General features: G+C 65.4%; 29 protein-coding genes and 1 pseudogene. 17 read left to right on the top strand and 13 right to left on the bottom strand.

From position 1 onward, the window contains the following. Positions 1 to 134: 134 nt before the first annotated feature. From PE067_RS14900 to gpmI, 4 genes are read right to left on the bottom strand one after another with little or no spacing between them, the layout of a single operon-like run. Positions 135 to 632 (bottom strand): RNA pyrophosphohydrolase, encoded by a 498-nt coding sequence (locus PE067_RS14900; RefSeq protein ID WP_276190447.1) that lies wholly within the window; start codon positions 630 to 632, stop codon positions 135 to 137. Beyond that, positions 629 to 2,047, bottom strand: a complete 1,419-nt coding sequence (locus tag PE067_RS14905) for a S41 family peptidase (protein WP_276190449.1) — start codon at positions 2,045 to 2,047, stop codon at positions 629 to 631. The genes PE067_RS14900 and PE067_RS14905 overlap by 4 nt, the downstream gene beginning before the upstream one ends. Continuing rightward, positions 2,044 to 3,231 carry a peptidoglycan DD-metalloendopeptidase family protein gene (locus PE067_RS14910; protein ID WP_276190451.1) on the bottom strand — a complete coding sequence of 396 codons (1,188 nt, stop codon included), beginning with the start codon at positions 3,229 to 3,231 and terminating at the stop codon, positions 2,044 to 2,046. The genes PE067_RS14905 and PE067_RS14910 overlap by 4 nt, the downstream gene beginning before the upstream one ends. Next, positions 3,228 to 4,751 (bottom strand): 2,3-bisphosphoglycerate-independent phosphoglycerate mutase, encoded by a 1,524-nt coding sequence (gene gpmI, locus PE067_RS14915; protein ID WP_276190453.1) that lies wholly within the window; start codon positions 4,749 to 4,751, stop codon positions 3,228 to 3,230. The genes PE067_RS14910 and gpmI overlap by 4 nt, the downstream gene beginning before the upstream one ends. Positions 4,752 to 4,911: 160 nt before the next feature. On the opposite strand from gpmI, the gene PE067_RS14920 reads away from it, so the two are divergent. After that, complete coding sequence (locus tag PE067_RS14920) at positions 4,912 to 5,853, top strand: metallophosphoesterase (RefSeq protein ID WP_276190455.1); 942 nt, start codon at positions 4,912 to 4,914, stop codon at positions 5,851 to 5,853. Between the two features lie 122 nt (positions 5,854 to 5,975). On the opposite strand, the gene rlmN is transcribed toward PE067_RS14920, so the two are convergent. Continuing rightward, positions 5,976 to 7,178: a 23S rRNA (adenine(2503)-C(2))-methyltransferase RlmN gene (gene rlmN / locus PE067_RS14925; protein ID WP_276190457.1), complete on the bottom strand. Its 1,203-nt coding sequence runs from the start codon at positions 7,176 to 7,178 to the stop codon at positions 5,976 to 5,978. Between the two features lie 154 nt (positions 7,179 to 7,332). Next, positions 7,333 to 7,860, bottom strand: coding sequence for an invasion associated locus B family protein (locus tag PE067_RS14930; protein ID WP_276190458.1), 528 nt, complete (start codon positions 7,858 to 7,860; stop codon positions 7,333 to 7,335). Positions 7,861 to 8,008: 148 nt separating this feature from the next. Here PE067_RS14930 and PE067_RS14935 point away from each other — a divergent pair, with 148 nt between their 5' ends. Together PE067_RS14935 and PE067_RS14940 are read left to right on the top strand one after the other, a co-directional pair. Further along, positions 8,009 to 8,995, top strand: a complete 987-nt coding sequence (locus tag PE067_RS14935; protein ID WP_276190460.1) for an asparaginase — start codon at positions 8,009 to 8,011, stop codon at positions 8,993 to 8,995. A 131-nt stretch (positions 8,996 to 9,126) separates the two neighbouring features. After that, entirely contained in the window at positions 9,127 to 9,357 is a 231-nt protein-coding gene (locus tag PE067_RS14940) for a hypothetical protein (RefSeq protein WP_276190462.1), read from the top strand. A gap of 20 nt (positions 9,358 to 9,377) precedes the next feature. Here PE067_RS14940 and PE067_RS14945 read toward each other — a convergent pair whose 3' ends face one another. The 4 genes from PE067_RS14945 to fsa are packed head-to-tail and all read right to left on the bottom strand — an operon-like array spanning position 9,378 to position 12,554. Beyond that, entirely contained in the window at positions 9,378 to 10,136 is a 759-nt protein-coding gene (locus PE067_RS14945) for a TSUP family transporter (RefSeq protein WP_276190464.1), read from the bottom strand. Positions 10,137 to 10,174: 38 nt separating this feature from the next. After that, the gene (locus tag PE067_RS14950) at positions 10,175 to 11,125 is read right to left on the bottom strand and encodes a tyrosine recombinase XerC (protein WP_276190466.1); all 951 of its coding nucleotides are present in this window, start codon (positions 11,123 to 11,125) and stop codon (positions 10,175 to 10,177) included. Beyond that, positions 11,122 to 11,901 carry a DUF484 family protein gene (locus PE067_RS14955; RefSeq protein ID WP_276190468.1) on the bottom strand — a complete coding sequence of 260 codons (780 nt, stop codon included), beginning with the start codon at positions 11,899 to 11,901 and terminating at the stop codon, positions 11,122 to 11,124. The genes PE067_RS14950 and PE067_RS14955 overlap by 4 nt, the downstream gene beginning before the upstream one ends. Next, positions 11,901 to 12,554 (bottom strand): fructose-6-phosphate aldolase, encoded by a 654-nt coding sequence (gene fsa / locus PE067_RS14960; protein WP_276190470.1) that lies wholly within the window; start codon positions 12,552 to 12,554, stop codon positions 11,901 to 11,903. Before fsa ends, PE067_RS14955 begins: the two co-directional genes overlap by 1 nt. A 192-nt stretch (positions 12,555 to 12,746) precedes the next feature. On the opposite strand from fsa, the gene PE067_RS14965 reads away from it, so the two are divergent. The 6 genes and pseudogenes from PE067_RS14965 to PE067_RS14990 all read left to right on the top strand — a co-directional run bounded on the left by PE067_RS14965 (position 12,747) and on the right by PE067_RS14990 (position 17,436). Next, the gene (locus PE067_RS14965) at positions 12,747 to 12,887 is read left to right on the top strand and encodes a hypothetical protein (protein WP_276190472.1); all 141 of its coding nucleotides are present in this window, start codon (positions 12,747 to 12,749) and stop codon (positions 12,885 to 12,887) included. 100 nt (positions 12,888 to 12,987) lie between these two features. After that, on the top strand, positions 12,988 to 13,110 hold the full coding sequence (locus PE067_RS14970; protein ID WP_276190474.1) for a hypothetical protein: 123 nt from the start codon (positions 12,988 to 12,990) through the stop codon (positions 13,108 to 13,110). A gap of 15 nt (positions 13,111 to 13,125) precedes the next feature. Further along, positions 13,126 to 15,330, top strand: a pseudogene (locus PE067_RS14975) (primosomal protein N'). Between the two features lie 132 nt (positions 15,331 to 15,462). After that, complete coding sequence (locus PE067_RS14980) at positions 15,463 to 16,152, top strand: hypothetical protein (protein ID WP_276190476.1); 690 nt, start codon at positions 15,463 to 15,465, stop codon at positions 16,150 to 16,152. A gap of 47 nt (positions 16,153 to 16,199) precedes the next feature. Continuing rightward, positions 16,200 to 16,583 carry a hypothetical protein gene (locus PE067_RS14985; RefSeq protein ID WP_276190477.1) on the top strand — a complete coding sequence of 128 codons (384 nt, stop codon included), beginning with the start codon at positions 16,200 to 16,202 and terminating at the stop codon, positions 16,581 to 16,583. Between the two features lie 157 nt (positions 16,584 to 16,740). Then, positions 16,741 to 17,436, top strand: coding sequence for a class I SAM-dependent methyltransferase (locus PE067_RS14990; protein ID WP_276190479.1), 696 nt, complete (start codon positions 16,741 to 16,743; stop codon positions 17,434 to 17,436). Here the strand turns inward: PE067_RS14990 and PE067_RS14995 are convergent, their stop codons facing one another. From PE067_RS14995 to PE067_RS15005, 3 genes are all read right to left on the bottom strand, one after another. Then, positions 17,437 to 18,036 carry a cation transporter gene (locus PE067_RS14995; protein WP_276190481.1) on the bottom strand — a complete coding sequence of 200 codons (600 nt, stop codon included), beginning with the start codon at positions 18,034 to 18,036 and terminating at the stop codon, positions 17,437 to 17,439. Beyond that, positions 18,008 to 18,361, bottom strand: coding sequence for a cation transporter (locus tag PE067_RS15000; RefSeq protein ID WP_276190483.1), 354 nt, complete (start codon positions 18,359 to 18,361; stop codon positions 18,008 to 18,010). Before PE067_RS15000 ends, PE067_RS14995 begins: the two co-directional genes overlap by 29 nt. Positions 18,362 to 18,449: 88 nt before the next feature. Next, positions 18,450 to 19,202, bottom strand: a complete 753-nt coding sequence (locus PE067_RS15005) for an N-formylglutamate amidohydrolase (protein ID WP_276190485.1) — start codon at positions 19,200 to 19,202, stop codon at positions 18,450 to 18,452. 137 nt (positions 19,203 to 19,339) lie between these two features. On the opposite strand from PE067_RS15005, the gene pyk reads away from it, so the two are divergent. From pyk to PE067_RS15045, 8 genes are all read left to right on the top strand, one after another. Then, entirely contained in the window at positions 19,340 to 20,785 is a 1,446-nt protein-coding gene (gene pyk, locus PE067_RS15010) for a pyruvate kinase (protein WP_276190487.1), read from the top strand. 44 nt (positions 20,786 to 20,829) lie between these two features. Further along, the gene (locus PE067_RS15015) at positions 20,830 to 21,150 is read left to right on the top strand and encodes a hypothetical protein (RefSeq protein ID WP_276190489.1); all 321 of its coding nucleotides are present in this window, start codon (positions 20,830 to 20,832) and stop codon (positions 21,148 to 21,150) included. A gap of 109 nt (positions 21,151 to 21,259) precedes the next feature. Then, positions 21,260 to 21,460 (top strand): 50S ribosomal protein L35, encoded by a 201-nt coding sequence (gene rpmI / locus PE067_RS15020; protein ID WP_020949155.1) that lies wholly within the window; start codon positions 21,260 to 21,262, stop codon positions 21,458 to 21,460. Positions 21,461 to 21,472: 12 nt separating this feature from the next. After that, complete coding sequence (rplT, locus tag PE067_RS15025; RefSeq protein ID WP_276190491.1) at positions 21,473 to 21,832, top strand: 50S ribosomal protein L20; 360 nt, start codon at positions 21,473 to 21,475, stop codon at positions 21,830 to 21,832. Positions 21,833 to 21,923: 91 nt separating this feature from the next. Beyond that, positions 21,924 to 23,285 (top strand): cytochrome P450, encoded by a 1,362-nt coding sequence (locus tag PE067_RS15030; protein WP_276190493.1) that lies wholly within the window; start codon positions 21,924 to 21,926, stop codon positions 23,283 to 23,285. 56 nt (positions 23,286 to 23,341) lie between these two features. Then, the gene (locus PE067_RS15035) at positions 23,342 to 23,686 is read left to right on the top strand and encodes an arsenate reductase family protein (RefSeq protein ID WP_276190495.1); all 345 of its coding nucleotides are present in this window, start codon (positions 23,342 to 23,344) and stop codon (positions 23,684 to 23,686) included. 78 nt (positions 23,687 to 23,764) lie between these two features. Continuing rightward, complete coding sequence (gene pheS, locus PE067_RS15040) at positions 23,765 to 24,838, top strand: phenylalanine--tRNA ligase subunit alpha (RefSeq protein WP_276190774.1); 1,074 nt, start codon at positions 23,765 to 23,767, stop codon at positions 24,836 to 24,838. A 369-nt stretch (positions 24,839 to 25,207) separates the two neighbouring features. Continuing rightward, entirely contained in the window at positions 25,208 to 25,963 is a 756-nt protein-coding gene (locus tag PE067_RS15045; protein ID WP_276187255.1) for an IS5 family transposase, read from the top strand. Positions 25,964 to 25,982 lie beyond the last annotated feature (19 nt).

The following is a 25,982-nucleotide window of genomic DNA, read 5'->3' on the forward strand; positions in this document are numbered from 1 at the left end:
GGCGGGGCTTTTTCGATGACCCTAGCCCGTGTCGCCGGGACGGGGGATGCGCGTCCTGTGGGGCGCATGGGAAAACGCCGCCAGTGTCGGGCTGGCGGCGGTCAGGTTCCGGCGGCGGTCATATCCCGAAAGGTTCAGGCGATCTGATCGCGGAAATCCGCGACGATGTGTTGATAGACATCGCGCTTGAAGGGCACGATCTTTTCGATCAGCTCCTCCGACGTGGTCCATTGCCAGCGGTCGAATTCGGGATGGTCGGTGTCGATGCGGATATCGTCGTCGCTGCCGTCGAAACGCATCAGGAACCAGCGTTGACGCTGGCCGCCATATTTGCCTTTCCAGACCTTGCCGACCAGTTCGGGGGGCAGGTCGTAATACAGCCATTCCGGGCTTTCGTCGATGATCGTGACCAGATTGGCGGTGACGCCGGTTTCCTCGACCAACTCGCGCAGCGCGGCCTCGCGCGGGGTTTCGCCCTTGTCGATCCCGCCCTGCGGCATCTGCCATGCCTCGGCGCTGCTGTCGATGCGGTGCCCGGCAAAGATCAGCCCGACCGCATTGACCAGAACGACACCCGCGCAGGGGCGATAGGGCAGGCCCGCAGGGCCAAGCCGTTCGGTGTCGCGAGTCATTGCGCCGCAGCCCCGCCTTCTGCATTGCCTTCGCCGGTGACGGCGGGTTTGGCGGCATCGGGAACGGCACTGGCGCGGTATTCGACGGCCGACAGACCTTTCAGGATATCGACGGCATAGGCCAGCTGATAATCCTCGACCCGCAGCTTGGCGGTGGCTTCGACCTGCTGGGCCTCTTCCTCCATCTGCTCGCGCTCTTCATCGGAAATCGCGTCATTGCCAAGCGCGCCGCGCAGATCCGCTTCGGAATTCAGGAAGCTGGACTGCGTGCGCGGCTGGTCCTCTTCCTCGTCGGTCGGAGCGGGGGTGCGGGGCTGTTCGACGATGATGTCGGGGTTGATGCCAAGCGCTTGGATCGACCGGCCCGAGGGCGTGTAATAACGCGCCGTGGTCAGGCGGATGGCGCTGTCGCTGGTCACCGGCATCACCGTCTGGACCGAGCCTTTGCCAAAGGATTTCGTCCCCACGACAATCGCGCGGCGATGGTCCTGCAACGCGCCGGTGACGATTTCCGAGGCGCTGGCTGAACCGCCATTGATCAGCACGACGATGGGCTTGCCCTCGGCCAGATCGCCCTGTTTGGCATTCCAGCGTTCGCTTTCCTCGGGTTTGCGGCCACGGGTCGAAACGATCTCTCCCTTGTCGAGGAAGGCATCCGAAACCTCGATCGCCTGATTCAGCAGCCCGCCGGGGTTGTTGCGCAGGTCCAGAACGATGCCGCGCACCTTGTCCATGCCGCCCGCTTCCTCGACCGCTTTGGCCAGTTCGGTTTGCAGCGTGGACATGGTTTCGTCGTTGAAGGTCGAAACCCGCAGCACGATGGAATGATCCAAAACGCGGGTGCGCACCACGGTCAGCTTGATCGTGTCGCGGGTGATTTTCAGGTCGAAGGGTTCGTTTTCGCCTTCGCGCAGGATGGTGATGGTGATTTCGCTGCCGACCGGACCGCGCATCTTTTCGACCGACTGGTCCAGCGACAGGCCCATCAGCGATTCGCCGTTCACATGGGTGATGAAATCGCCTGCCTTGACGCCTGCTTCGGCCGCCGGCGTGTCGTCGATGGGGGAAATCACCTTGACCAGCCCGTCTTCCTGCCCGACCTCGATCCCGAGGCCGCCAAAGGTGCCGCGGGTCTGGGTCTGCATATCCTCGTATTCCTTGGCGGGCAGGAACGAGGAATGCGGGTCAAGCGAGGTCAGCATGCCGTTGATGGCCGCCTCGATCAGCTTTTTGTCGTCGACCTGTTCGACGTAATCGGCGCGCACGCGTTCGAACACATTGCCGAACAGATCAAGCTGTTCATAGACGGATGCGTTCTTGCCCGCCTCTTGTGCGATCAGGGGCGCGGCAATCTGGGTCGTTGCCAGTGCGCCGGCCAAGGTGCCGATGGCCCCGGCTAGAAGATATTGTTTCATTCGGTCGTCCCGTCCTGCCCTGTGTCGCCGACAATTGGATTCATCACGAACCAATGTGCGGGGTCCAGCGTATCCTTGCCTTTGCGGAGTTCAACATAAAGTGTCTCGGACTGGTCCGCACGTCCACCAGTGGCGGCATTTTGCACGAATTCGATGCCGAATTCCTGTGCGGATCCTTCCTTGCCACCCATAAGTCCCACCGGCTCGCCCGCCAGCAGGACATCGCCCACCTCGCCGAAAACCTGGGAAAGTCCAGCCAGCACAATCAGATAACCCTGCGCGGGTTCCAGAATGACGACATTGCCGTAATCCAGCAGCGGGCCGCGATAGCGGATCGTCGCGGGGGTCGGCGCGGTGATCAGCGCCGCCGGGCTGGTCGCGATCACAAATCCGGGACGACGCACGCCCGCCGCGTCGGGTTCGTCGTAATGGCGCAGGATCGTGCCGACGGCGGGCAGGGGCAGGCTGCCCTGCTGCCCTTCGAAATCCGCCAGCGGCGCGCCGACATCGCTTTCCATGGAAATCACGCCATCGGCAAAGGCCTGCAACGTGTCCGAGCTTTGCACCAGCCTGGTCAGTTCCTCGGGGTTTTCGCCAAAGCGCACGGGCATGGACGACCGGTCGGTGACGGCGCTGGCCAGCAGGCGGCGCGCCTCGCGGACCTCGCCCAGACCTTGCGCCAGCGTGTTGGCGGCGCCTTCCTCCAGCGCGCGGACGGTCTGGATTTCCTGCAAGGCATCGCGCAGCTCATCGGCCTCGGCGCTCAGCGCGGGGGCGACGGCCGACAGGATCATCGCCGAACGCGCCGTTGCCTCGGGCCCGGCAGGGTGCAGCAGCAGCGCGGTTTCGGGTGATTTCTGCATCGCGGTCATCACGCCCAGCACGCGGCCAAGCCGGGTGCGGCGGGTCTCGAACTGGGCCATGATTTCCTGCTCGCGCATGCCTGCGCGCCGCAGGCCGGAGCGCAGCGCCCCCATGCCGCGTTCATAGGCACGGATCATTTCGCCAAGCGCCATGACCTGATCGTCAGCCGTCAGCGCCTGATCCAGCAGGGCGGCGGCGCTGCGCAATTCCTCGGCCGCCGCTGCCGCCTCCTCGGATGCCTGATTGACCGGCGATGCCGCCAAAAGCGGCGCAACAGCCAGCGAAAATGTCAGCGCGGCAAGGGGAAGAAAGCGTTTCATGTGCGGCAGATCAGGCTGTTTCCGGTCATCTCGGCCGGTTTGTCCAGCCCCATCAGGTCCAGCACGGTCGGCGCGACATCGGCCAGCCTGCCATCCTTCAACGTGGCGCCCGCCGGGCCGTTGTGGACGATCACCGGGACCGGGTTGATCGTATGCGCGGTATGCGGTCCGCCGGTTTCGGGGTCGATCATGGTTTCGCAATTCCCGTGATCGGCAATCACCACGGCGGCCCCGCCAACGCGGTCCAGCGCGTCGATCATCATGCCCAGCCCCTTGTCCACGGCCTCGCAGGCGCGGGCGGCGGCGGGCAGGCTGCCGGTATGGCCGACCATGTCGGGATTGGCGTAATTGACGACGATCAGGTCATAGCCCGTCTCGATCGCCTGAACCAGCCGGGCGCTGACCTCTGGCGCGGCCATTTCGGGCTGCAGGTCATAGGTCGCGACCTTGGGGCTTTGCGGCATGTAACGGTCTTCGCCGGGTTCGGGGGTTTCCTTGCCGCCGTTCAGGAAAAAGGTCACATGTGGGTATTTCTCGGTCTCGGCCAGCCGGAACTGGCGCAGACCCTGCGCGGCGACCCATGCGCCAAGCGTGTTCACCACCTGCCGCTTGGGATAGGCAGCGCCCATATATTCGTCATGGCGGGCCGAATAATCGACCATGCCCAACAGTGCAGCCCAGACCGGACGACGCACCGTGTCAAAGGCGTCGAAATCGGGCTGGCCAATGGCGGCCAGGATCTCGCGCGCCCGGTCGGCGCGGAAATTCAGGCAGAAAAAGCCGTCGCCATCTGCCGCGCCGCGACAACCCTTGATCACAGTCGGCTGGATGAATTCGTCGGATTCGCCCCGCCCATAGGCCAGGGCCACGGCCTGATCGGCGTGACCCGCGACCAGCCCCTGCGCGTTCACCATCGCCTGATAGGCCAGGCCGACACGTTCCCAACGGTTATCGCGATCCATCGCGTAATAGCGCCCGACGACAGAGCCGATCGTCACGTCTTCGGGCAGGGCGCCCATCAGCTCGGTCACGAAGCCCATCGCCGATTTCGGCGGCACGTCGCGCCCGTCGGTGATCGCGTGCAAGACGACCGGCACGCCCGTTTCCGCAACCGCACGGGCGGCCGCGATAACATGCTGGATGTGACCATGCACCCCACCGTCCGAAACCACGCCCATCAGATGCGCCACCCCGCCGCTGGCCTGCAGTTTCGCGATGAATTCGCCCAGGCCGGTGTTGGCGTAGAATGATCCGTCCTCGATCGCCAGGTCGATCTGGCCCAGATCCATCGCCACGACCCGGCCCGCGCCGATATTGGTATGGCCGACCTCGGAATTGCCCATCTGGCCACGCGGCAGCCCGACATCGGGGCCGAAGGTGATCAGCGTGGCATGCGGGTCGGTCTGCATCAGCCGGTCGAAATTCGGCGTCAGGGCCTGATCGGGGGCGCTTTGTTCGGGGCGGCTGGAAATGCCCCAGCCATCAAGAATGCACAGGACAACAGGTTTGGGACGGGTCATCTAAGCCTCTGAGGATCGCCGGACGTTTCTACGCCGGGAAACCCCCGCGGGCAAGGATGGTCCGAAACGGCGGCCTGCCACGACCGGCCGGCAGCCCGTCACCTTTCCGTCAAACCGCTCGGCTAGACAACGCGCATTCAGCACCATCCGGAGTAGATCCATGTTTTCTCGCCGCGATATTCTTGCCTCCGTCCCGGCGGCGGCACTTGCCACCGCAGCGACCGGCGCGCTTGCCCAGGGGGCCGCAGAGACCACCACGCCCCAGGGCTTCACCCCGTTCCGCTTTGGCGTGATCAGCGATCCGCAATTCGCCCCGACCGTTCCCAATGCCACCGGCACGCGCTTTTACGCCAATTCGCTGTGGAAGCTCGATGAGGCGATCACCGAACTGAACAGCCATGACGATCTCGAATTCGTCGTCACCCTGGGCGATGTCATCGACCGCCACTGGGACAGCTATTCCTATATCATGCCCGTCTATGACCGGCTGAAACACCCGCGCCACTTCCTGCTGGGCAACCATGATTACGATTACCCCGGTGAATGGTTTCCCTCGGTCCTGCGCACGGTCGGCCTGCCCGCGCCCTATTACGACTTCGCGGTCAAGGGCGTGCGCTTCATCGCGCTGGACGGCAACGAAATCTCGACCTTCGCGCTGCCCCCCGACGATCCGCGCCACGCGATCGCGCAGGAACGCCTTGCGAAACTGCAAGAGGCAGGCGCCGAAAACGCCCAAAGCTGGAACGGCTCGCTGTCGGACGAACAATTCGCCTGGCTGGAAAGCCGGCTGACCGCCGCCGAACAGGCCGGAGAACGCACCATCCTGCTCTGCCACTACCCGATCTACCCGGCCAATGAACACAACCTCTGGGACAGTGAACGCATTGTCGAACTGATCGGAAAACACCCGACCTGCATGGCCTGGTTCAACGGCCACAACCACGCCGGAAACTACGGCGCCATCGGCAAACAGCATTTCGTCAACTTCCGCGGCATGGTCGACACACCCGACACATCCTGTTTCGCCATCGTGTCGGTCCACGAGGACCGGATCGAGATTCAGGGCTTCGGCCGCGAAGAATCCCGCACCCTCGAAGTCTGATCATGCAAAACGGCGCGGCTGACCGATCAGCCGCGCCGCGATTGCGATTTCTTCATCACCCAAATACCCAAAAACGCCCGCGCCACCGCCATGGCGATGCAGGTCGGGCATGGCGGCGAAAATCAGGCGCGGGCCTCTGCCGCGATTTCGGCGCGGGATTTGCGCCCGCGCTCGGTCGCGGATTTTAACTGACCACAGGCGGCCATGATATCCTCGCCGCGCGGGGTGCGGATCGGGCTGGCGTAACCGGCCTTGTGAACGATATCGGCGAATGACTCGATCCGTTCCCAGCTCGACCGCTTGTAGGGGGCACCGGGCCATTCGTTGAACGGGATCAGGTTGATCTTGGCCGGGATCCCCCGGATCAGCCGGAGCAGACGGCGCGCGTCGTCGTCGCTGTCATTCACCCCGTCCAGCATCACATATTCGAACGTGATGCGTTCCGAGTTCGACAGGCGCGGATATTCCCGCAGCGCGCCCAACAGCTTTTCGATGTTCCACTTCTTGTTGACCGGCACCAAGCGGTCGCGGGTCTCGTCGGTGGTGGCGTGGAAGGACACGGCCAGAAGACAGCCGATTTCCTCGGCGGTCTTGGCGATTTCGGGGACGATGCCGCTGGTCGACAGGGTGATGCGGCGGCGCGACAGGCTGATGCCTTCGCCATCCATCACGACCTTCATCGCGTTGCGGACATTGTCGAAGTTATACAAGGGTTCGCCCATGCCCATCAGCACGACATTGCTGACCAGCCGGGTTTCGTCCCTGGGTGCGCCGGGCTGGGGCCATTCGCCCAGATCGTCGCGGGCGACCATGACCTGCCCGACGATTTCCCCGGCCGTCAGGTTGCGCACCAGTTTCTGCGTGCCGGTGTGGCAGAAGGAACAGGTCAGCGTGCAACCGACCTGGGACGAGATGCACAGCGTTCCCCGCGTTTCCTCGGGGATATAGACGGTTTCGACCTCATGCCCGCCTGCGATGCGCAGCAGGTATTTGCGCGTTCCGTCGGCGGAAACCTGACGCGTCACGATTTCCGGCAGGCTGATGTCAAAGGCTTGGGCCAGCAGCGCGCGGTAATCCTTGGCCAGATTGGTCATCTGCGCAAAATCGCGCAGGCCCCAGTGATAGACCCATTGCCAGATCTGTCCGACCCGCATTCTGGCCTGCTTTTCGGGCGTGCCCGCCGCGATCAGCGCCTCGCGCAGTTCCTCGCGCGTCAGGCCGATGATATTCACCCGCCCGGTTTCGGGCAGCTTGCGCGGGATCGTCAGCACATCCTGCGTGATCGGCGCAGAGGCGGGGGCGGCATTGGTTGCGGCTTGGGTCATGGCTTGAACCGGAACTGGGAAAGCCTGCCAGATATGGGGTCTTTGGCAGATTTTCAATGCTGAAAGCCCCGGCACGATGCCGGGGCGGTGGCTTTGGTGGCATTGCCGCCACCCATCTGGGGCGCGCTTGCGGGCCTGACCGCAGGGGATGCGCTTATTTGCAGGCGTTCTGCGCGGCGTTGGTCGCCGCCGTCACGCCCGACAGCGAAAACGTGTCTGCGGTCGTCGTGCCGCGCGACGAGCGACCCGTCACGACCACCGAGGAACCGCCACGCAGGGCCGCGACCAGACGCGCATCCTCGGCCGGCGAACCTGCCCAGGCATTTTCGCCTTCGGTGAACAGGTTGAACTTGTTGCCGCCGACGTTCATCTCGACCGTGGAATCGCCCGCAAAGGGATAGCCGCCCGAGAACGAGACTTCACCAGCCTGACCGGGACGATACGAGATATACAGGCGAATATCGCCGCGATTCACCTCGACCGCCTTGCCGTCACGGGTGTTCTGCGTCGATTTCGGCGCCGATACAGCCCAGCATTCCTTGGGGCTGTTGGCCGCGAACACCGTCCAGTCGCCTTCGGTTGCCACGACATTCGTGGAATCCTGTGCGAAAACCGGAACGGATGACGCGGCAATCGCGATCAGGGTTGCAGCCGCTGCGGGGCGCAGCGAGGGGATAAACATGCTCAGGCCTCCTGCCAATTATCCGGTTGTCCGGACTTGTTTCTGAATACGGTGGTCTTTTCAACCGGCTGTCGGCAGAATAATGCGAAACATCGGATGCGAAAAACCCCCGATCGCGGAAAATCGCGCAAATGTCAGAGGAAAACTCTTGCACAGTGCAGCTGAACTCATCGAATTGTGGCGCAACGACATGTGCGAAAGCGTGCATGCAGGTCATGTCGTCGTCTCGGACCGACAAGGCATCGTCGAAGCCTGGGGCAGTCCGGGTCAGGAAATCTTTCCCCGATCGTCATGCAAGATGATTCAGGCGCTGCCGCTGATCGAAAGCGGCGCGGCGGCGGCCTATGGTCTGGGCTCGCGCCATCTGGCGCTGGCCTGCGCCAGCCATCAGGGCGCGCAGATCCATAGCTCGGCGGTGGCCGAATGGCTGGCGCATATCGGGCTGGACGAATCCGACCTGCGTTGCGGCGCGCATCTGCCCAATGACCCGGCGGAGCGCAAGCGCCTGACCTGTTCCGACAGCGCGCCATGTCAGTTGCACAACAACTGTTCGGGCAAGCATGCGGGGTTCCTGACCCTGAACCGCCACATCAAGGGCGATCCCGAATATGTCGAACTGGCCCATCCGGTGCAGCGCGCCGTGCGTCAGGCATTCGAGGAATCGACCGGCGAAACCGCGCGTCACTGGGGGATCGACGGCTGTTCCGCCCCGAATTTCACCTGCACCGTCGAAGGGCTGGCCCATGCGATGGCGGGTTTCGCCGATCCCGCCCCCGGCCTGCGCGGCGATGCGCAGCGCATGTTGGTTCAGGCGATGCTGGCCCATCCCGAACTGGTCGCCGGCGAAGGCCGCGCCTGCACCGAACTGATGCGCGCCACGAATGGCAAGGCCGTCGTGAAAACCGGGGCAGAGGCGGTTTTCGTCGCCATCCTGCCCGAACAGGGTCTGGGCGTCGCGCTGAAGATCGTCGATGGCGGCACTCGCGGGTCCGAAGCCGCGATCACCCGCCTGCTGGTTCATCTGGGCGTGCTGGACGCGGGCCACCCGGTCGTCGCGAAATATCTTGGCGGGCCGCAGGTGAACTGGCGCGGGCGGATCACCGGCGAATTGCGCTGCGCCGCCGGTTTCCCCTGACGCCCGATTTCTTGACGGCTGGAAGGCGGGAATGACCGGCGGAGCCGCCGCCTCTGGCCCCGAGGTGCAAGGAAACGGACGACATCGGCGCAATATGTCTGTATGATTGCATTGAAAAAAGGAGCGTGCGGATGACAGCCCAGCCTTTCCATTTTCCCGCATCGCCGACCCATCAGGTTGGTGATGCCGAACGCGACTATTGTCCCGATTTCACCCCTGATCCCGGATTCTCAGGTCAGTTGCTGGACGGGGTCGACCCGATTCCGGCTGCGGATTTGACGGATGGCGCGAACGGGATTTGGGCGGATGACTGGCTGGCGCCAACGGCCCTGCCGCCCGGATTGGATGTGTTTTTATTCTGACCGCCGCAGGCCTTGGCGGGTTACAGCAACTGCCAGATCAGCCGCAACGCCAGCGCGGTCGAGGTCGCGACCAGCAGCGGCTTGATCACCCGCGCCCCGATCCGCATGGCCAGACGCGCGCCCATCATCGCGCCCGCGATCTGCGCGGCGGCCATGGCAAGGCCCAGCAACCACAACGGCTCTCCGACCAGCGAAAAGGCGATCAGCGCCCCCAGATTCGAGGCGAAATTCAGCAGTTTCGTATGCGCCGTAGCCTTCAGCATGCCTTGCCCCGCCAGCATCACGAAGCTGAGCATGAAGAACGCGCCCGTCCCCGGCCCCAGCAACCCGTCGTAAAAGGCGATCAGCGGCACGGCGGTCGCGGCAAACAGCGCGGGAGAGATGCGGCGGGCGCGGTCGGCGTCGTTCAGGCCCGGTTTCAGCGCAAAGAATGCCGCGATACCGATCAGCAGGACGGGCAGGATATAGCGCAGCGCCTCGGTCGGGATGGCGGTGACCAGAAGCGCCCCGGCAAGGCCCGCGGCAAAGGCGATCAGCGCGGTGCCGGTCTGGGTTCGCAGATCGACCAGACCGCTGCGCGCATAGCTGAGCGCGGCGGTGGCCGCGCCGAATGCGCCCTGCACCTTGTTCGTGGCCAGCGCCTGCGCGGGCGGAATGCCGGCCAGCAGCAGCGCGGGGACGGTGATCAGCCCGCCGCCGCCCGCGATGGCATCGACGAAACCGGCCGCGAAACCGGCAGCGATCAGCAGCAGCAACAGCTCAAGGGACAGGTCGAACATGCGGACCCCATGCGCCGGGTTTGCGGCATTGTAAAGGGTCAGGAACGCGGATGCGCGGCGCGATAGACGGCCAGCAGATGCGCGTCGTCGACCCCGGTATAGACCTGCGTTGTCGACAGGCTGGCATGGCCCAGCAATTCCTGAATGGTGCGCAGGTCGCCCCCCGCCGCCAGCAGATGGGTGGCAAAGGAATGGCGCAGCGCATGGGGGGTGGCGGTGGGCGGCAGGCCCAGCCTTTCGCGCGCCAGCCGCATCACGCCCGCGATGATCGCGGGCTGGACCCGCGCGCCGCGCACGCCGCGAAACAGCGGCGCCTGCGGCTCCAGCGGCCAGGGGCATTGGCGCAGGTAATCGGCAATCGCGGCGCGGGCGACGGGCAGCACCGGCACCTGTCTTTCGCGTCCGCCCTTGCCCCGGATGATCAGCGATTCGCCCATGGGCCAGTCGCTGCCGTTCATCTGCAGCGCCTCGGATATCCGCAGCCCGCAGCCATACAGCAGGGTCAGCACGGCCAGATCGCGGGCGGCGACCCAGGGCGTCGGGTGGCCCCCGGCGGTCATGTCCAGCAATTCGCGGGCCTGATCGGGCTGCAGCGGGCGGGGCAGGGACCGGCGATAGCGCGGCCCGCGCGCGTTCAGCAGTTTCGAGGGCTCGAACCCTTCGCGATCCGCCATCCAGCGGATGAAGCTGCGCACCGCCGACAGCTTGCGCGCCAGCGACCGCGCGCCAAGGCCCCGCGCCCTTTCGCTGGCGGCGAAGGCGCGCATGTCGGTCTGGTCAAGCTGGTGCAGGTTGCCGGGCAGGGCGGGTTCGGCGCGGTGCTGGCCGACAAAGGCCAGAAAACCCAGCAGATCGGCCTGATAGGCGCGCAGGGTGTGGTCGGATCGGTCGCGGGTCGCGCCTTCGCTGTCCAGCCAGCGCGACAGGGCATCGGACATGGCGGGGGCCAGCGCAAGCTCTGGCCCGCCACCTGTCGCGTTGCGTGTCATTCGCGCAGCCAGCCCAGCAGGACCAGCCGAAAGACCTGCGCGAAAAAGCGCAGCAGGTCGGTGCCCTGACTGGCCGAGAACCGCTGTTCATCGGTCGAGCCCATGATGATCAGCGCGGGCCAGCGGCCGGGGCCGAGGTTCAGCGGGATCAGCGCCTCGGACCGGATCTGGCGAGGGTCGCCGCCGTGGACCCTTTCGGTGATCGGCGCGGCGCGGCGCAGGATGATGTCATCGCCGCGCGGCGCGCGACGACCGCCCGACAGCATTTCGGCAATGGTCCCTTCGGGGACGACCTGCAAGCCGTTGCCCAGACCTTCGGGCGTGGCGGCGGTGCCGGTTTCAAACAGCAGCCGCAGGGTTTCGACCCGCAGGATCGGCGCGACACTGGCCTGAAGCCCTTCGACAAAGGACGGGAAATCATCCGGTTCCAGCAGCGCCAGCACGGCACGATGGACGGTGTTCATGCCCGACTGGTTGTCATAGGCCGCCGAGATCACCGATTCATGCGCGCTTTCCAGCCGGTTCAGCCGATCTTCCAGCGCCTGCATGGCACGGCCCCGGATGTCGATGACATTGTCGCCGACCTCGGTGTCGCGGGCGCCGATCAGGGCGCGCATCAGGTCGCGGTCGCCCAGAATCAGTTCCGGCCGCGCCAGCAGCGCCGCGCGGGTGGCGCCATCCAGCGCGCCATCGGGTGCCCCGTCGGGCGCGGCGGTGGTCGCGGCGGTGGTCGCCGCGCCTTCGGTCTGGTCGGCAGGCGCCTTCGGCCCGGACATCAGACGATCTTCTGGCCGGTCTTGGCCCAGTCCTTGTTGAACTGGTCCAGCCCCTTGTCGGTCAGGACATGGTTCACCATCGACTTGATGACGGCGGGAGGTGCGGTGATGACGTCCGCACCGATGCGGGCGGCGTCCGTGATATGGTTCACCGACCGGATCGAGGCCGCGAGGATTTCGGTGTTCCAGTCGTAATTGTCGTAGATTTCGCGGATCTGGGCGATCAGTTCCATCCCGTCCAGATTGATGTCGTCCAGACGCCCGATGAAGGGGCTGATGAAGGTCGCGCCCGCCTTGGCCGCCAGAATCGCCTGAGCAGCCGAAAAACACAGCGTCACATTGACCATATGGCCCTCGCCCGACAGGACCTTGCAGGCTTTCAGCCCGTCCCAGGTCAGCGGCACCTTGACCGTGATGTTGTCGGCGATCTTTGCCAGGTGGCGGCCTTCGGTGATCATGCCTTCGGCGTCATTGGCGACGACCTCGGCGCTGACCGGGCCTGCGACCATCTCGCAGATCTCGCGGGTGACTTCCTCGATGTTGCGGCCCGATTTCAGGATCAGCGACGGGTTCGTCGTCACCCCGTCCACCATGCCCAGATCGTTCAGCTCGCGGATGGCGTCGACATCGGCGGAATCGACAAAGAATTTCATGCTGGATCGCCTTCGTGTTTGCAGAAAATGCGTGTTTGCGGGATTTGCGACAGCTTTAGCGCATAACAGCGCGCGGGTGAAGGCCCGCAGAGGCGGGGCAACGGGCGAGACTTGCCGATGGCCAGCGCGACAGATAGCCTGATGCGCGATCAAAAGGTGGCCAAGGCTGCCCGCTGAAAAGGGGGATGGACAATGGAACAGATGGCGGCGCCCGACATGCTGGACGCGTTGACGGCCTTCGTCGGTGCGGGATTCCTGTCGCTTTATGTGCCCTTTCCCTTGATCGTGCTGGGTGTCAGCCCTTATCTGCTGCTGACATCCGCGCCGTTTTGATGGCATGTCCCGCGGTTCCTGACCCTGCGGTGACAGAAATTTTTGCCCCGTTATATTTTGCACTGTCATTTTTTGCCCCGTCATTAAGGATATCGCCGCCATGCTTGTCAGCCTGATCCCGGGCCTGTTCGCCATTGGATTTCTGTCGCAGCCTGCTGCTGTCTTTGGCACCTTTGGGCTTGCGGCGCTGGCGCATGGCATGTTTGGCGCGACCTTGCCCTGAATGGCAGGTCTTTGAATGACGCAACCGCCGCTTTTCTATTCCCACGGCGCCCGGATCGCGGTCCTGACCGGCGAACCCGTCGGCATGCTGGACTATCTGGTCCCCGAGGGCGGCGTCAGGCTGGGCCAGCTTGTCATCGTGCCGCTTGGCCCGCGCCGGGTGATGGGCGCGGTCTGGGGCGAGGGGCTGGGCGGCTTTGACGCGGCGCGGCTGCGCCCCGTCGCCCGGCTGGTCGAGGCAGAGCCGCTGACCCCGGAAATGATCGAATTCCTGACCCGGATGGGGGAATATACGCTGACGCCGCTGCCGCTGATGCTGCGCATGGCGACGCGCGCGCCCGATCTGGATCAGCCGCCCGCCGCGCGCCGCGTCATCCATCGCGCAGGTCCGCCGCCGACCCGCATGACCGAACCGCGCGCGGCCGTCCTGCGCGTGCTGGACGATCACGGCGGGGCGGGTTTCGCGCCATCCGAACTGGCGCAACTGGCGGGCGTCGGGACCGGCGTCGTCGCGGGGCTGGTCAAGGCGGGCACGCTGGCGGAGTCGTTGGCGCCCCGCGATGCGCCTTATCCCCGGCTGGACCCCCATCTGCCGGGAAAACCCCTGGCACATGATCAGTCGGAGGCCGCCCAAGCCTTGCGCGCCGCCCTGTCGCGGCCCGGCTATGGTACGACCATGCTGCGCGGCGTCACCGGATCGGGCAAGACCGAGGTCTATCTGGAGGCCGTCGCCGAATGCCTGCGCCGGGGCCGTCAGGCGCTGGTGCTGCTGCCGGAAATCGCGCTGTCCACCGAGTTTCTGGACCGGGTCGAGGTGCGTTTCGGCGCGCGCCCCGGCGAATGGCATTCCGGCATCAGCCGCACGGAACGCCGCCGCTTGTGGCAGATGGCGGGGCAGGGGGGCGTGCAACTGGTGGTCGGCGCGCGCTCGGCCCTGTTCCTGCCGTTCCGCGATCTGGGGCTGATCGTCGTCGATGAGGAACATGACGGATCCTATAAACAGGAAGACGGCGTCTTTTATTCGGCCCGCGACATGGCGGTGCTGCGCGCCCATATCGCGCAGGCGCAGGTGGTGCTGGCTTCGGCCACGCCCTCGGTCGAGACATGGGTGAATGCGCAGGCGGGCAAATACGCCCGCATCGACCTGCGCGCGCGTTACGGCGGGGCGGAACTGCCCGACATGGCGGCGATCGACCTGCGCACGCAGGACCTGCCATCAGGTCGGTGGATCTCGCCGCGTCTGGCGCAGGCGGTGCAGGCGCGGCTGGAACGGGGCGAGCAATCGCTGCTGTTTCTGAACCGGCGCGGCTATGCGCCCGTCACCGTCTGCCGCGCCTGCGGCTAGCAGATCGGTTGCGATCATTGCGACGCGCGCATGGTCGAACACCGTTTCCAGAACCGTCTGGTCTGTCACCAATGCGGCGAGACGAAGCCCATCCCCAAGGCCTGCCCCTCCTGCGGGGTCGAGGACAGGCTGGCCGCCGTCGGACCCGGCGTCGAGCGTCTGGCCGAAGAGGTCGCGGCGCGTTTCCCGGATGCCCGCGCCAGCGTGTTGTCATCCGATCTGTTCAACTCTGCCCGCGCGCTGAAAGAGGCGATTGCCGAAATCGGCGCGGGCGAAACCGATATCATCATCGGCACGCAACTGGTCGCCAAGGGTCACAACTTTCCGCGCCTGACGCTGGTCGGGGTGATCGACGCAGACCTTGGGCTGCAAGGCGCCGACCTGCGCGCCGCCGAGCGCAGTTTCCAGCTGATGCGGCAGGTCGCGGGACGCGCGGGGCGCGAAGGCGACGGCGCGCGCGGGGTGGCGCTGTTGCAGACCCACCAGCCCGAACATCCGGTGATCCGCGCCATCCTGTCGGGCGATGACGAAGAATTCTGGGATGCCGAGGCCTTGATGCGGCGCGGTGCGGGCATGCCGCCCTATGGCCGTCTGGCCGGGATCATCCTGTCCCATCCCGACCTGCCCGTGGTCGAGGATCACGCCCGCAACATGGCGCGGCGCACCGATCCCCTGCGCCATGCGGGGATCGAGCTTTTCGGCCCCGCCCCCGCCCCCATCGCCCGCGTCCGGGGCCGTTTCCGTATCCGCATGCTGCTGAAGGCGCCGCGTCAGGCGCCGATGCAGGGGGCGATTTCGGCATGGCTGGCGCAATGGCCGAAACTGCCGGCAAACCTGCGGCTGTCGGTCGATATCGACCCGCAAAGTTTCCTTTGACGCGAAAGGGGCGCGGGTTCCGACCCTGATTGCGGGCCCTTGTCGTGGGGGCGGCGCTGCATTGCCGTCCCGGCGTTTTGTCTGACTGATTGGCCCCCAATGCCTCAAGAGCGAATGCCCCAGGACCGGATTTTGCAGCCCGACGTGAATGTTCTGTGCGAAATCGCGATCGCGCTGGAAAAACGCGATGCCGCCGTCGCCCGGGCGCTGATGTCGGTCGCCCATGCACATCGTCCCCAGGGGCCGGTGATTTCGCGCAAGATGCAGGAATACCGGCAGCGGAAACTGGCGGCCCCGGATATCGGCACGGCCTGCTTCGGCGCGGCGCAGATGTTGCGCGGCGACATGGCGGCGTTGTCGAAATTCCTGCCCGTCGCGCGCAAACTGGTCGCCGACCCCGCCGTGGCGGATCGGTTCGAGCGCAAATTCGGACTGGTTGCCGGGATCGCCCAGACCCTGAACGAATTGCGCGCCCAGAACGATATCCTGCGCGCCAAGCTGAACGAGATTCACAAGGCGCTGTGTTATTCCGACGTCTTCAGGGTGCGGGAAATCGACGATCCGGCGGGCCGGGTCAGCCCGGTCGAGGTGATGGATCGCGGGTCCCCCGATACGGTCCTGGCTTTTGGCGGGATGCTGACGCGGCTGTCGATGCCGACCAAGGAATTCTTTGGCTCTCTGGTCCGGCGCGGGGCCAATGTCATCTTCGTCAAGGATTTCCAGCAATGCTGGTATCTGAACGGGCTGATGGGCCTGACTTCGGGGCTTGACGATACGGTGGACCACCTGCGTTCCCGCATCCCGGCCAGCACCCGCACCTGACCTGTCTGGGCACATCCGCCGGGGGCTATGCGGCGATCCGCTTTGGCGTGGCACTGGGGGCCAGAAAGGTCACGGCCTTTTCGCCGCAGACCGATATCACGGATGAGGTGGTGGCGCGGTTCAAGTCGCCGGATACCCGTGTGTCGGAATTCGACACGGCCGCGGGCGGGCTGGACCTGCGGCTGTTTCTGGAACAGGCGGGCGGGCGGCTTCCCGATATCGCCATCCATTACGGCAAGGGCAATCCCGCCGACAGGGCGGCAGCCGAACGGCTGCAAGGCCATGTGCGGCTGTGCCCGCATGACACGACCACCCATGCGATTGCGCAATACATGAAGGAAAAAGGGCTGCTCGACCGCGCGCTGGCGGCCCATCTGGGCGGCGCCTGGCCGATCCCGGTCGGGGTCCGGGTTTCCTTGCGGCCGACCTGATTGTAAGTTCGCAAACGGGTCGGCAGGGGGACGAACCGGTCCCGGATAGCGCGCTGCGGTTTTCGGTTCCGCTGTTCCGGCCCCGGATGCTGGCCCCTTCCGGTCCGGCATACGCCCCTCTGGCGGCCGTATCGTCACGCAGCAGGAAAGGACGCGCATGACCAGTTCACCCGCCTTTTCTTCCACGGCCTTTTCCGGCGCCGCCGCGACCCGCTATGCCGATGCGCCGCCCCGGCAGGTGCCGGGGTTTCACGATCTGCACCGGATGATCCGGCTGCTGCTGGCCGAAACGCTGCCGCCCGATGCGCGGTTGTTGATCCTTGGCGCGGGCGGCGGGCTGGAGATGAAATCGCTGGCCGAGGCGCAGCCGGGCTGGCATTTCGACGGCGTCGATCCTTCGGCGGATATGTTGCAGATCGCGCGCCAGACCGTCGGGCCGCTGGCCGGACGGATGGGCTTTCATCAGGGTTATGTTCAGGACGCGCCCGCTGGTCCCTTCGACGCGGCGACGGCGCTGCTGACCTTTCATTTCATCCCGCTGGCGCAACGGGTCGCGACCCTGCGCCAGTTGCACCGGCGGCTGAAACCCGGCGCGCCGCTGGTGCTGGTCCACATCAGTTTCCCGCAGGACGAACCTGCGCGGTCGCAGTGGATCGCCCGGCATGTCGCCTTTGGCGCGGCGGATGATGCCGATCCGGCGCGGCTGGAACAGTCGCGACAGGCCATCGCCGCGCGCCTGACGATCCTGCCCCCCGAACAGGAAGAGGCGCATCTGCGCGCGGCGGGGTTTCGCGATGTCAGCTTGTTTTACGCGGCTTTCAGCCTGCGCGGCTGGATCGCCTGCGCCGATTGATCATTCGGCCCATTCGATATCCGTGGTGAAGGCGATGGTCAGCCAGCGGTCGGGGCCTTCGCCGCCGATCAGCAGGCCGATTTCGTCGCGGATGCGGTCCCAGTCCTCCAGCGGGCGGGGGGACTGGCCGCGCGGGACGATAAAGAACAGCTCGATCTGGCGGCCGCGCCCGACGCGGGCGACATAGGCGCGATATCCCATGAAACCATAGCGGGCGACGACCTGCGCCGCGACCTCGTCGACCTGCGCCTTCAGCCCTGCGGGGGTCACCAGCAGGATATCGGCCAGCGCCTGACGCACGGTCGGGACCGGCATGGGCAGGACCGCGATGCAGACGATGGCCAGCGCGGCGGGGTCGACATAGGGCGACAGCCATTCCAGTCGTGTCCCCTGAATCGCCCAGCCAAAGACAAAGGCGACCAGCAGCGCCCCGGTCAGCGCCGCCGAAACCATCCAAGCCTTGGCATCCAGCGCCAGAAAGCCCGATTTGATCCGCCGGTTCTGTTGCGTGTCATAGGTCGCCATGCCGACCGCTGCGACCAGCGTGACCGCTGCATAGGCGATGGCCAGATCAAAGGACAGCACCCGCCCCCCCGACATCCAGGCTGCCGATGGCGGTGATCAGCGCATAGATCGCCGCCCCCATCAGCATCACGCCGCTGAGGCCCAGCACCATCGGCTCCAGATGCCAGAAGCCCATGGTGAAATGCCGCGCCAGCTTGGCCCGGCTGGCCTCGGCCATGGATGAGGTGATCAGCCGCGACACGATCAGCGCCAGCACCGTCATCGAGGCATCCATCAGCGAATAGACCCCGTCAAAGACGATCGAGGCCGACCCCGCCAGCAGACCGAAACCCACGCCGACCCCGGCCAGCACAAAGGTCACGATGATCGAAATCCGCAGGATGTCCTGTTCGCTGCGCATGATGGTTCCTTTCCGCGACGTGCTGGTCCGCGCCATGGGGCCGCGACACGGGTCCGGGGCGTCGCCAGCCACCCGCGCAGGATGCCCGCTACAGCCCCTGCCTGTCCAGCAGATCGCCCAGCAGACCGGCCAGACGTCCGGCCCATTCCTCTTGCCCGGATTCGTCGCGGATCAGGTCGTTGCGGATCTCGATCAGGACATTCGGCCGGCCCTGCGCCAGCGCATGCCGGTCGATGGAATCGCCGTCGAGATGGCCGGAATAGGGTTCGTTGTCGCCGGTGATCCAACCCCGGTCGCGGCAGGCCTGCACGACCGGCGGCCCTAGCCTTTCGTCGCGATGCGAATACAGGATGCCGACCTGCCGGGGCCAGGGCGGGCGTCCGCGCAACTGCGGGGTAAAGCTGTGGATGGCGCAGATCGCCCGGTCGGGCCGGGCACCCGCCAGCCGCGCCAGCGCGGCGTGATAGGGGTGGTAAAGCAGGTCCAGCCGCTGCTGCCGCCCGGCATCGTCCAGCGCGCGATTGGCCGGGATGACGGTGCCGTCATAGATGCGCATCAGCAGGGTCGGGTCATCCTCGCCCCGGTTCGGGTCGATGACGAGGCGCGAGAAATTCGACAGGATCGCCGGGGCATCCAGCCTTTCGGCCAGCCTGACCGACAGCCCCGCCGCACCGACATCATAGGCGATATGGCGGGCCATATCCTCGGGCGCGATGCCCAGATCGCCCGCGGATTGCCCGGTCGTGACAAAGGCGGGCACATGGTTCGCGGCATGGTCGCAGGTGACCAGCCAGCGCGACGGCCGATCCTCGCCATGGATAAAGAAGGGACGGTCTGTCATGATCCTTTCGCGACTTGCTGGCAACTTTTACCCCCGGGGCTCTGATGCACCAGTTGCCGCAGGCGTTGCAATGGGCCATAGAGACGACGTGATAGCGCAAACATGCCCCGATACCGGAAAGCAGGAGGTTCTGACAGATGAGACGGCACCGCAAGGTCAAGATCGTGGCGACACTTGGACCCGCCTCAAGCGATTACGAAACGATCAAGGCCCTGTTCGAGGCCGGCGCGGATGTCTTTCGCCTGAACATGAGCCACGGCACCCATGACGAACAGCGCGCCCGTTTCGACATCATCCGCCGGATCGAGGCCGAACTGGACCGCCCCATCGCGGTTCTGGCCGATCTTCAGGGGCCGAAACTGCGCGTCGGTGTCTTTGACGGTGACGCCCATGACCTGAAGGAAGGCGATGCCTTCCGCTTCGATCTGGACCCGGCGCCCGGCGATGCGGGGCGGGTGCAACTGCCCCATCCCGAAATCTTTGCCGCGCTGGAAGCGGGCGCGAACCTGCTGGTCAATGACGGCAAGATCCGCCTGCGGGTGGATGAATGCGGCCCCGATTTCGCGAATTGCACCGTGACCGTCGGCGGCACGATTTCCAACCGCAAGGGCGTGAACGTCCCCGATGTGGTGTTGCCGCTGGCCGCGCTGTCCGACAAGGACCGCGGCGATCTGGAATTCGCCTGCCAACTGGGTGTCGACTGGCTGGCCCTGTCCTTTGTCCAGCGCCCCGAGGACGTGACCGAGGCGCGCGAACTGGCGCGCGGCCGGGCCGCGATCCTGTCGAAAATCGAAAAGCCCGCCGCCGTGCGCGCCTTTGCCGAAATCCTGAAAGTCTCGGACGGGATCATGGTGGCGCGGGGCGATCTGGGCGTGGAACTGCCCGTCCATTCGGTGCCGCCGATCCAGAAACGTCTGGTCCGGGGCTGCCGCGCGGCGGCCAAGCCGGTGATCGTCGCGACCCAGATGCTGGAATCGATGATCGAAAGCCCGATGCCGACCCGCGCCGAGGTGTCCGACGTCGCAACCGCGATCTACGAAGGCACCGATGCCGTCATGCTGTCGGCCGAAAGCGCCGCCGGGGCCCGGCCAGTCGAGGCGGTGGCGACCATGGACAGTGTCGCCCGTTCCGTCGAAAGCGATCCCACCTACCGCGAGGTGATCGAGGCGTCGCGCATCGTCAAACGCGAAACCGTCGCCGATGCCATCGTCGGCGCCGCGCGCGAGGTCGCCGAAACCACCGATATCACCGCGATCTGCGCCTTTACCCAATCGGGAACGACCGTGCGCCTGACCGCGCGCGAACGCCCCCGCGTGCCGATCATCGCCATGTGCCACGAGGAAACCATCCTGCGCCAGCTGTGCCTGATCTGGGGCGCCCATTGCGTGCGCACCCCGGAACTGGACCGGTTCAAGCAGGCCGTGGTCAATGCGACCGCGGCGGCGCGCAAATTCGGTTTCGCCAATGAAACGCAGCAGATCGCGGTCATCGCGGGCGTGCCCTTCAAGACCTCGGGGTCGACCAACATCCTGCGGGTGGCGCCCTGCGACGAACGCTTGATCTACCGCTCCGACCCGGAATAAACAGCGCGCACAAGGGCCGGATTGGGCCAGATCAGGAGAGGCATATGATCGAGCTGCTGCTGTTGGGCGGGTCCGCCCTTTGCGTGATTTCCGTCATCATGGCGGTGGTCGCCGTCGCGCAGACGCGCGCGCCGCGCGGTGCGGCCATTGCACTGATGCTGGGCATTATCGCGCTGGCGGTCGCCGCGAAAACCGATCCGGCAGCGGTCAATCCCGACAATGTCCTGAACACCTGGCAGCGCATGATCCGGGGCGAACTGACCCTGCGCGGCCCGATCGACCCGACCCCTGTGGACCCGGTGCCTGTGGACCCGGTGTCGTCGCAGCCGCATGCGACCCCGGCGGATGGCGGGGCGGCGCAGTAACCGCTTGCATTCCCGCGCGGCCCCGTTTACAGGCAGCGTCTCAATTCCCGCGCGTCCGGCCAATGGCATTGCCGAGTCGCGCGTTCACTCTGACCGCAAGGAGAGTAAAATGCCGAAGATGAAGACCAAAGCGGCCGCGAAAAAGCGGTTCTCTTTCACGGCCTCGGGCAAGGTCAAGGCTGGCCCCGCAGGCAAGCGCCACGGCATGATCAAGCGCTCGACGAAATTCATCCGCGACGTGACCGGGACCATGATCCTGTCCGATGCGGACGCGAAGATCGTCAAGAAATACATGCCTTATAACCGCTAAGGAGAACCGGACATGGCACGAGTCAAATCGGGTAAGGTGACCCACGCCCGCCACAAGAAGGTCATCGACGCGGCGAAAGGCTATTACGGCGCCCGCTCGCGTAACTTCCGCACTGCAACGCAAGCCGTTGACAAGGCGAACCAATATGCAACCCGCGACCGCAAGACGCGCAAGCGCAATTTCCGCGCGCTGTGGATCCAGCGGATCAACGCGGCGGTCCGCGCCATCGACCCGGCGCTGACCTATTCGCGTTTCATCGCCGCGCTGACCAAAGCCGGGATCGAGGTTGACCGCAAGGTTCTGGCCGATCTGGCCATCCACGAACCCGAAGCCTTTGCCGCCGTCGTCGAAAAGGCGAAAGCCGCCGCCTGATCGCGGGGCACCCGGATCGCCGGAAGGCTTGATCCGGGGCGGCAAGTCCGGAACAATGAAACCCGCGCCCCCTTGGCGCGGGTTTTTCATTATGCCTTTGGACCAGAACCCCATTTCCGCCTATCCGCCGCGCGTGGCGCTGAACACGCGCGTCATGGGCGTCATCGGCAGCGCCCGCACGGCGCGGCGCAACATTCTGGAATTGCTGCCCGAAATCGCCACGCGGCAGTTGATGGTGTCGGGGCGGACGGGCTTGCGCTGGCATATGGTCATGGACCCCGCCGCGCTGCGCCGGATCTTCAAGGACAATCTGCAGAACTACCCCCGATCCGAGGTGACGCGGCTGATTCTGGAGCCTGCCATCGGCCAGTCGATGTTCGTGGCCGAAGGCGCGAACTGGCGCTGGCAGCGTCTGGCCGCCGCGCCCGCCTTTGCGCAGCGCAACATTCAGGCGCTGGCCCCGGTCATGTCGGCGGCGGCTGCGGCGGGCGTGCGCCGGCTGGAAGCTGCGACCGGGCCGATCAATGCGCTGGATGAAATGATCGCCGCGACATTCGAGGTGATTTCCGATGTGACCTTTTCCGGCGGTGCGGGGCTGGAACGCAGATCGGTCCACCGCGCGATTGAAACCTATACGGCCGGGACGGCGAAGCTGTCGGTGCTGGATGTGCTGGGCGCGCCCAGATGGGTGCCGCGCCCGGTCAGGATGTTTTCGGGGCGCCAGATCCGCGACCTGAAATCCATCTCGGACGCGATCATCGACGACCGCCGCCGCACCGGCCCGCATCCCGTGCCCGATCTGCTGGACCTGTTGCAGGCGGGCGTGGACCCCGAAACCGGCCGGACCATGACCACGGCGGAATTGCGCGACAACCTGCTGACCTTCATCGTCGCGGGCCATGAAACCACGGCGCTGTCGATGGCATGGGCGCTGTATCTGTGCGCCTTCGACCCCGCCGTTCAGGACCGCGCCGCAGCCGAGGCGCGCGCGGTTCTGGGCGACCGTATCGCCGGGGCGGGGGATGTGGCCAAACTGCCCTATATCCGCCAGATCATTGACGAATCCCTGCGCCTCTATCCCCCGGCGGGGATGGTCACCCGCACCGCCCGCGCCCCTGACCGGCTGGCGGGGCGCGACATCCGCAAGGGCGATACGGTGATGATCCCCTTCTATGCGCTGCACCGCAATCATGTGCTGTGGGACGACCCCGACCGTTTCGACCCCGACCGCTTCGCGCCGGGGATCACCCGCGACCGCTTTGCCTTCCTGCCCTTTGGTGCGGGGCCGCGCATCTGCATCGGCGCCGGTTTCGCCGTGCAAGAGGCGGTGATCATTCTGGCATCGCTGCTGGCGCGCTACCGTTTCGCGACGACCGACCGGCACCCGCAGCCGCGCATGATCGTCACCCTGCGCCCGCATGGCGGGGTCTGGCTGACCGTTTCGCCGCGCTGAGTTGCCATTTTGCGCGCGACGGGTCGGGTTGTGCGGACATCAACCAGAGGCCAGACATGATCGTCATCTATCACAAACCGACCTGCTCGACCTCGCGCAAGGTATTGGAACTGCTGCGCGATCAGGGTGCGGACCCTATCGTCATCGATTATGCCCGCGCAGGCTGGAGCCGCGCGCAACTGCTGGGCCTGTTCGCCGCCGCCGATGTGACGCCCACACAGGCGCTGCGCGTCGAGGGCACCGACGCCGCCGAACGCGGGCTGGTCGGCGCCGATGATGACGCGATTCTGGCGGCGATGGTCGAAAACCCGGCTCTGGTCGAACGCCCCTTTGTCGCGGGGCCGGGGGGCGTGCGGCTGTGCCGGCCGGTCGAACTGGCCTTGCAGGTTCTGACCCGCTGAGCCCCAAAGGCTTCCCTGTCGCCCCCCTGCGTGCTAATTCCCGCGCCAGAACCGCAAGGAAGCCCGCCCATGTCCGATATCGATACCCTCCGCTCGACCTATCTTGACCGCATCGCGACCGCCGCCGACGGCGACGCGCTGGAACAGGTGCGCACGGCCGCGCTTGGCAAAAAGGGCGAAATCAGCGGCAGGATGAAGGAGTTGGGCCGCATGACCCCCGAGGAGCGCCAGACCACCGGCGCCGCCCTGAACCGGCTCAAGGACGAAATCGACGCCGCCCTGCGCGCCCGTAAACAGGGGATGGAGGACGCGGCGCTGGACGCCCGCCTGCGCGAGGAATGGCTGGACGTGACCCTGCCGGGCCGTCCGCGCGGGCGAGAGTCCATCCACCCCGTCAGCCAGGTGACCGAGGAAATCACCGCGATCTTCGCCGATATGGGCTTTGCCGTGGCCGAAGGCCCGCAGGTCGAAAGCGACTGGTATAATTTCGACGCGCTGAACATCCCGCCGGAACACCCGGCGCGTCAGGAACATGACACCTTCTTCATGGCCCGCGCGGATGGTGACACCCGCCCGCCGCATGTGTTGCGCACCCATACCTCGCCGGTGCAGGTCCGCGCGATGGAAACCACCGGCGCGCCGATCCGCGTGATCTGTCCGGGCCGCGTCTATCGCATGGACATGGACCAGACCCACACCCCGATGTTCCATCAGGTCGAGGGGCTGGCCATCGGCAAGGACATTTCCATGGCGAACCTGAAATGGACGCTGGAAGAATTCTGCCGCGCCTTTTTCGAGGTGGACGACGTCGAACTGCGTTTCCGCGCCAGCCATTTCCCGTTCACCGAGCCGTCCGCCGAGGTCGATATCCGCTGTTCCTGGGAAGGCGGCAAGCTGTCGATCGGGCAGGGCGACAGCTGGCTGGAAATCCTGGGCTCCGGCATGGTCCACCCCAAGGTCCTGCGCGCCGGAGGCATCGACCCCGACACATGGCAGGGCTTTGCCTTCGGCATGGGCATCGACCGGGTGGCCATGCTGAAATACGGCATCCCCGACCTGCGCGCCTTCTTTGAAAGCGATCTGCGCTGGCTGCGTCATTACGGCTTTGCGGCGGGCGATGTGCCGGGCGTGGCGGGTGGGTTGAGCAGGTAGCGGCGGCGAATTGGCACACCCGACCGTAACGGAGGTCGCAGGGGTCTTGTCGGCCGTCGCCAATGTTGGCTCGTTTCTTTTGCTTGGGGTCAGCGCCTGGATCGCATGGAGCCAACTTAGGTCTTGGAAGCAGCAGGCGGTTTATCGGAGACGCTCAGAGGTGTCCGAGCGAGCGCTTATCGTATTGGTCAAGGTGGATGATGCCTTGCGATCAGTCAGAAGCCGTCACGATCGTATCGCAAATCAGGGCCAGGGCGTTGCGGAAATGGAGCGCACCATCCTCCAAAGACGCTATGACCGACTTAGGCTCAGGACCCATTGATTTCCGACTGGCGGCGTGATTCACGGTTCGAAAAGCGAGCGGTGACCATGTCTGATCTTTTTTGGTTGACGGACGCGCAGATGGCGCGTCTTGAGCCTTTCTTCCCCAAGTCCCACGGCAAGCCTCGCGTCGATGATCGACGCGTGTTAAGCGGGATTATCTTCATCAATCGCAATGGCTTACGGTGGCGCGATGCCCCGGCAGCCTATGGCCCGCACAAGACACTATACAACCGTTGGAAGCGGTGGAGCGACAAGGGCATCTTTGCCCAAATGATGGCGGGTCTGGCGGCCGGGCACGGCGAAGAGAAGACCGTGATGATCGACGCCACTTACCTGAAGGCCCACCGCACCGCGACCAGCATGGGCGTGAAAAAGGGGGCGTGGGCGCCTGATTGGTCGCACCAAGGGCGGCATGAACACCAAGTTGCACGCCATCTGCGACAGCCAGGGCGCCCCCTCAACCTGTTCGTCACTGCCGGACAGGTCAGCGATTACATCGGCGCGCGGGCATTGCTGAGCAGCCTGCCGGATGTCGATTGGCTGCTCGGGGATCGCGGCTATGACGCCGACTGGTTCAGAGAAGCGTTGAAAGACAAAGGGATACGCGCCTGCATCCCAGGCCGGAAGCAGCGGAAGAAAACCGTCAAGTACGACAAGCGCCGGTACAAACGGCGCAACCGGATCGAGATCATGTTCGGCAGGCTCAAGGATTGGAGGCGTGTGGCGACCCGGTACGACCGTTGCCCCAAGGTATTCTTGTCAGCAATCGCACTTGCTGCCCTCGTCATCTACTGGCTTTGAAACTCAATGAGTCCAGACC

It is taken from the genome of Paracoccus sp. DMF-8 (genome assembly GCF_029309835.1).
Classification (GTDB): domain Bacteria; phylum Pseudomonadota; class Alphaproteobacteria; order Rhodobacterales; family Rhodobacteraceae; genus Paracoccus.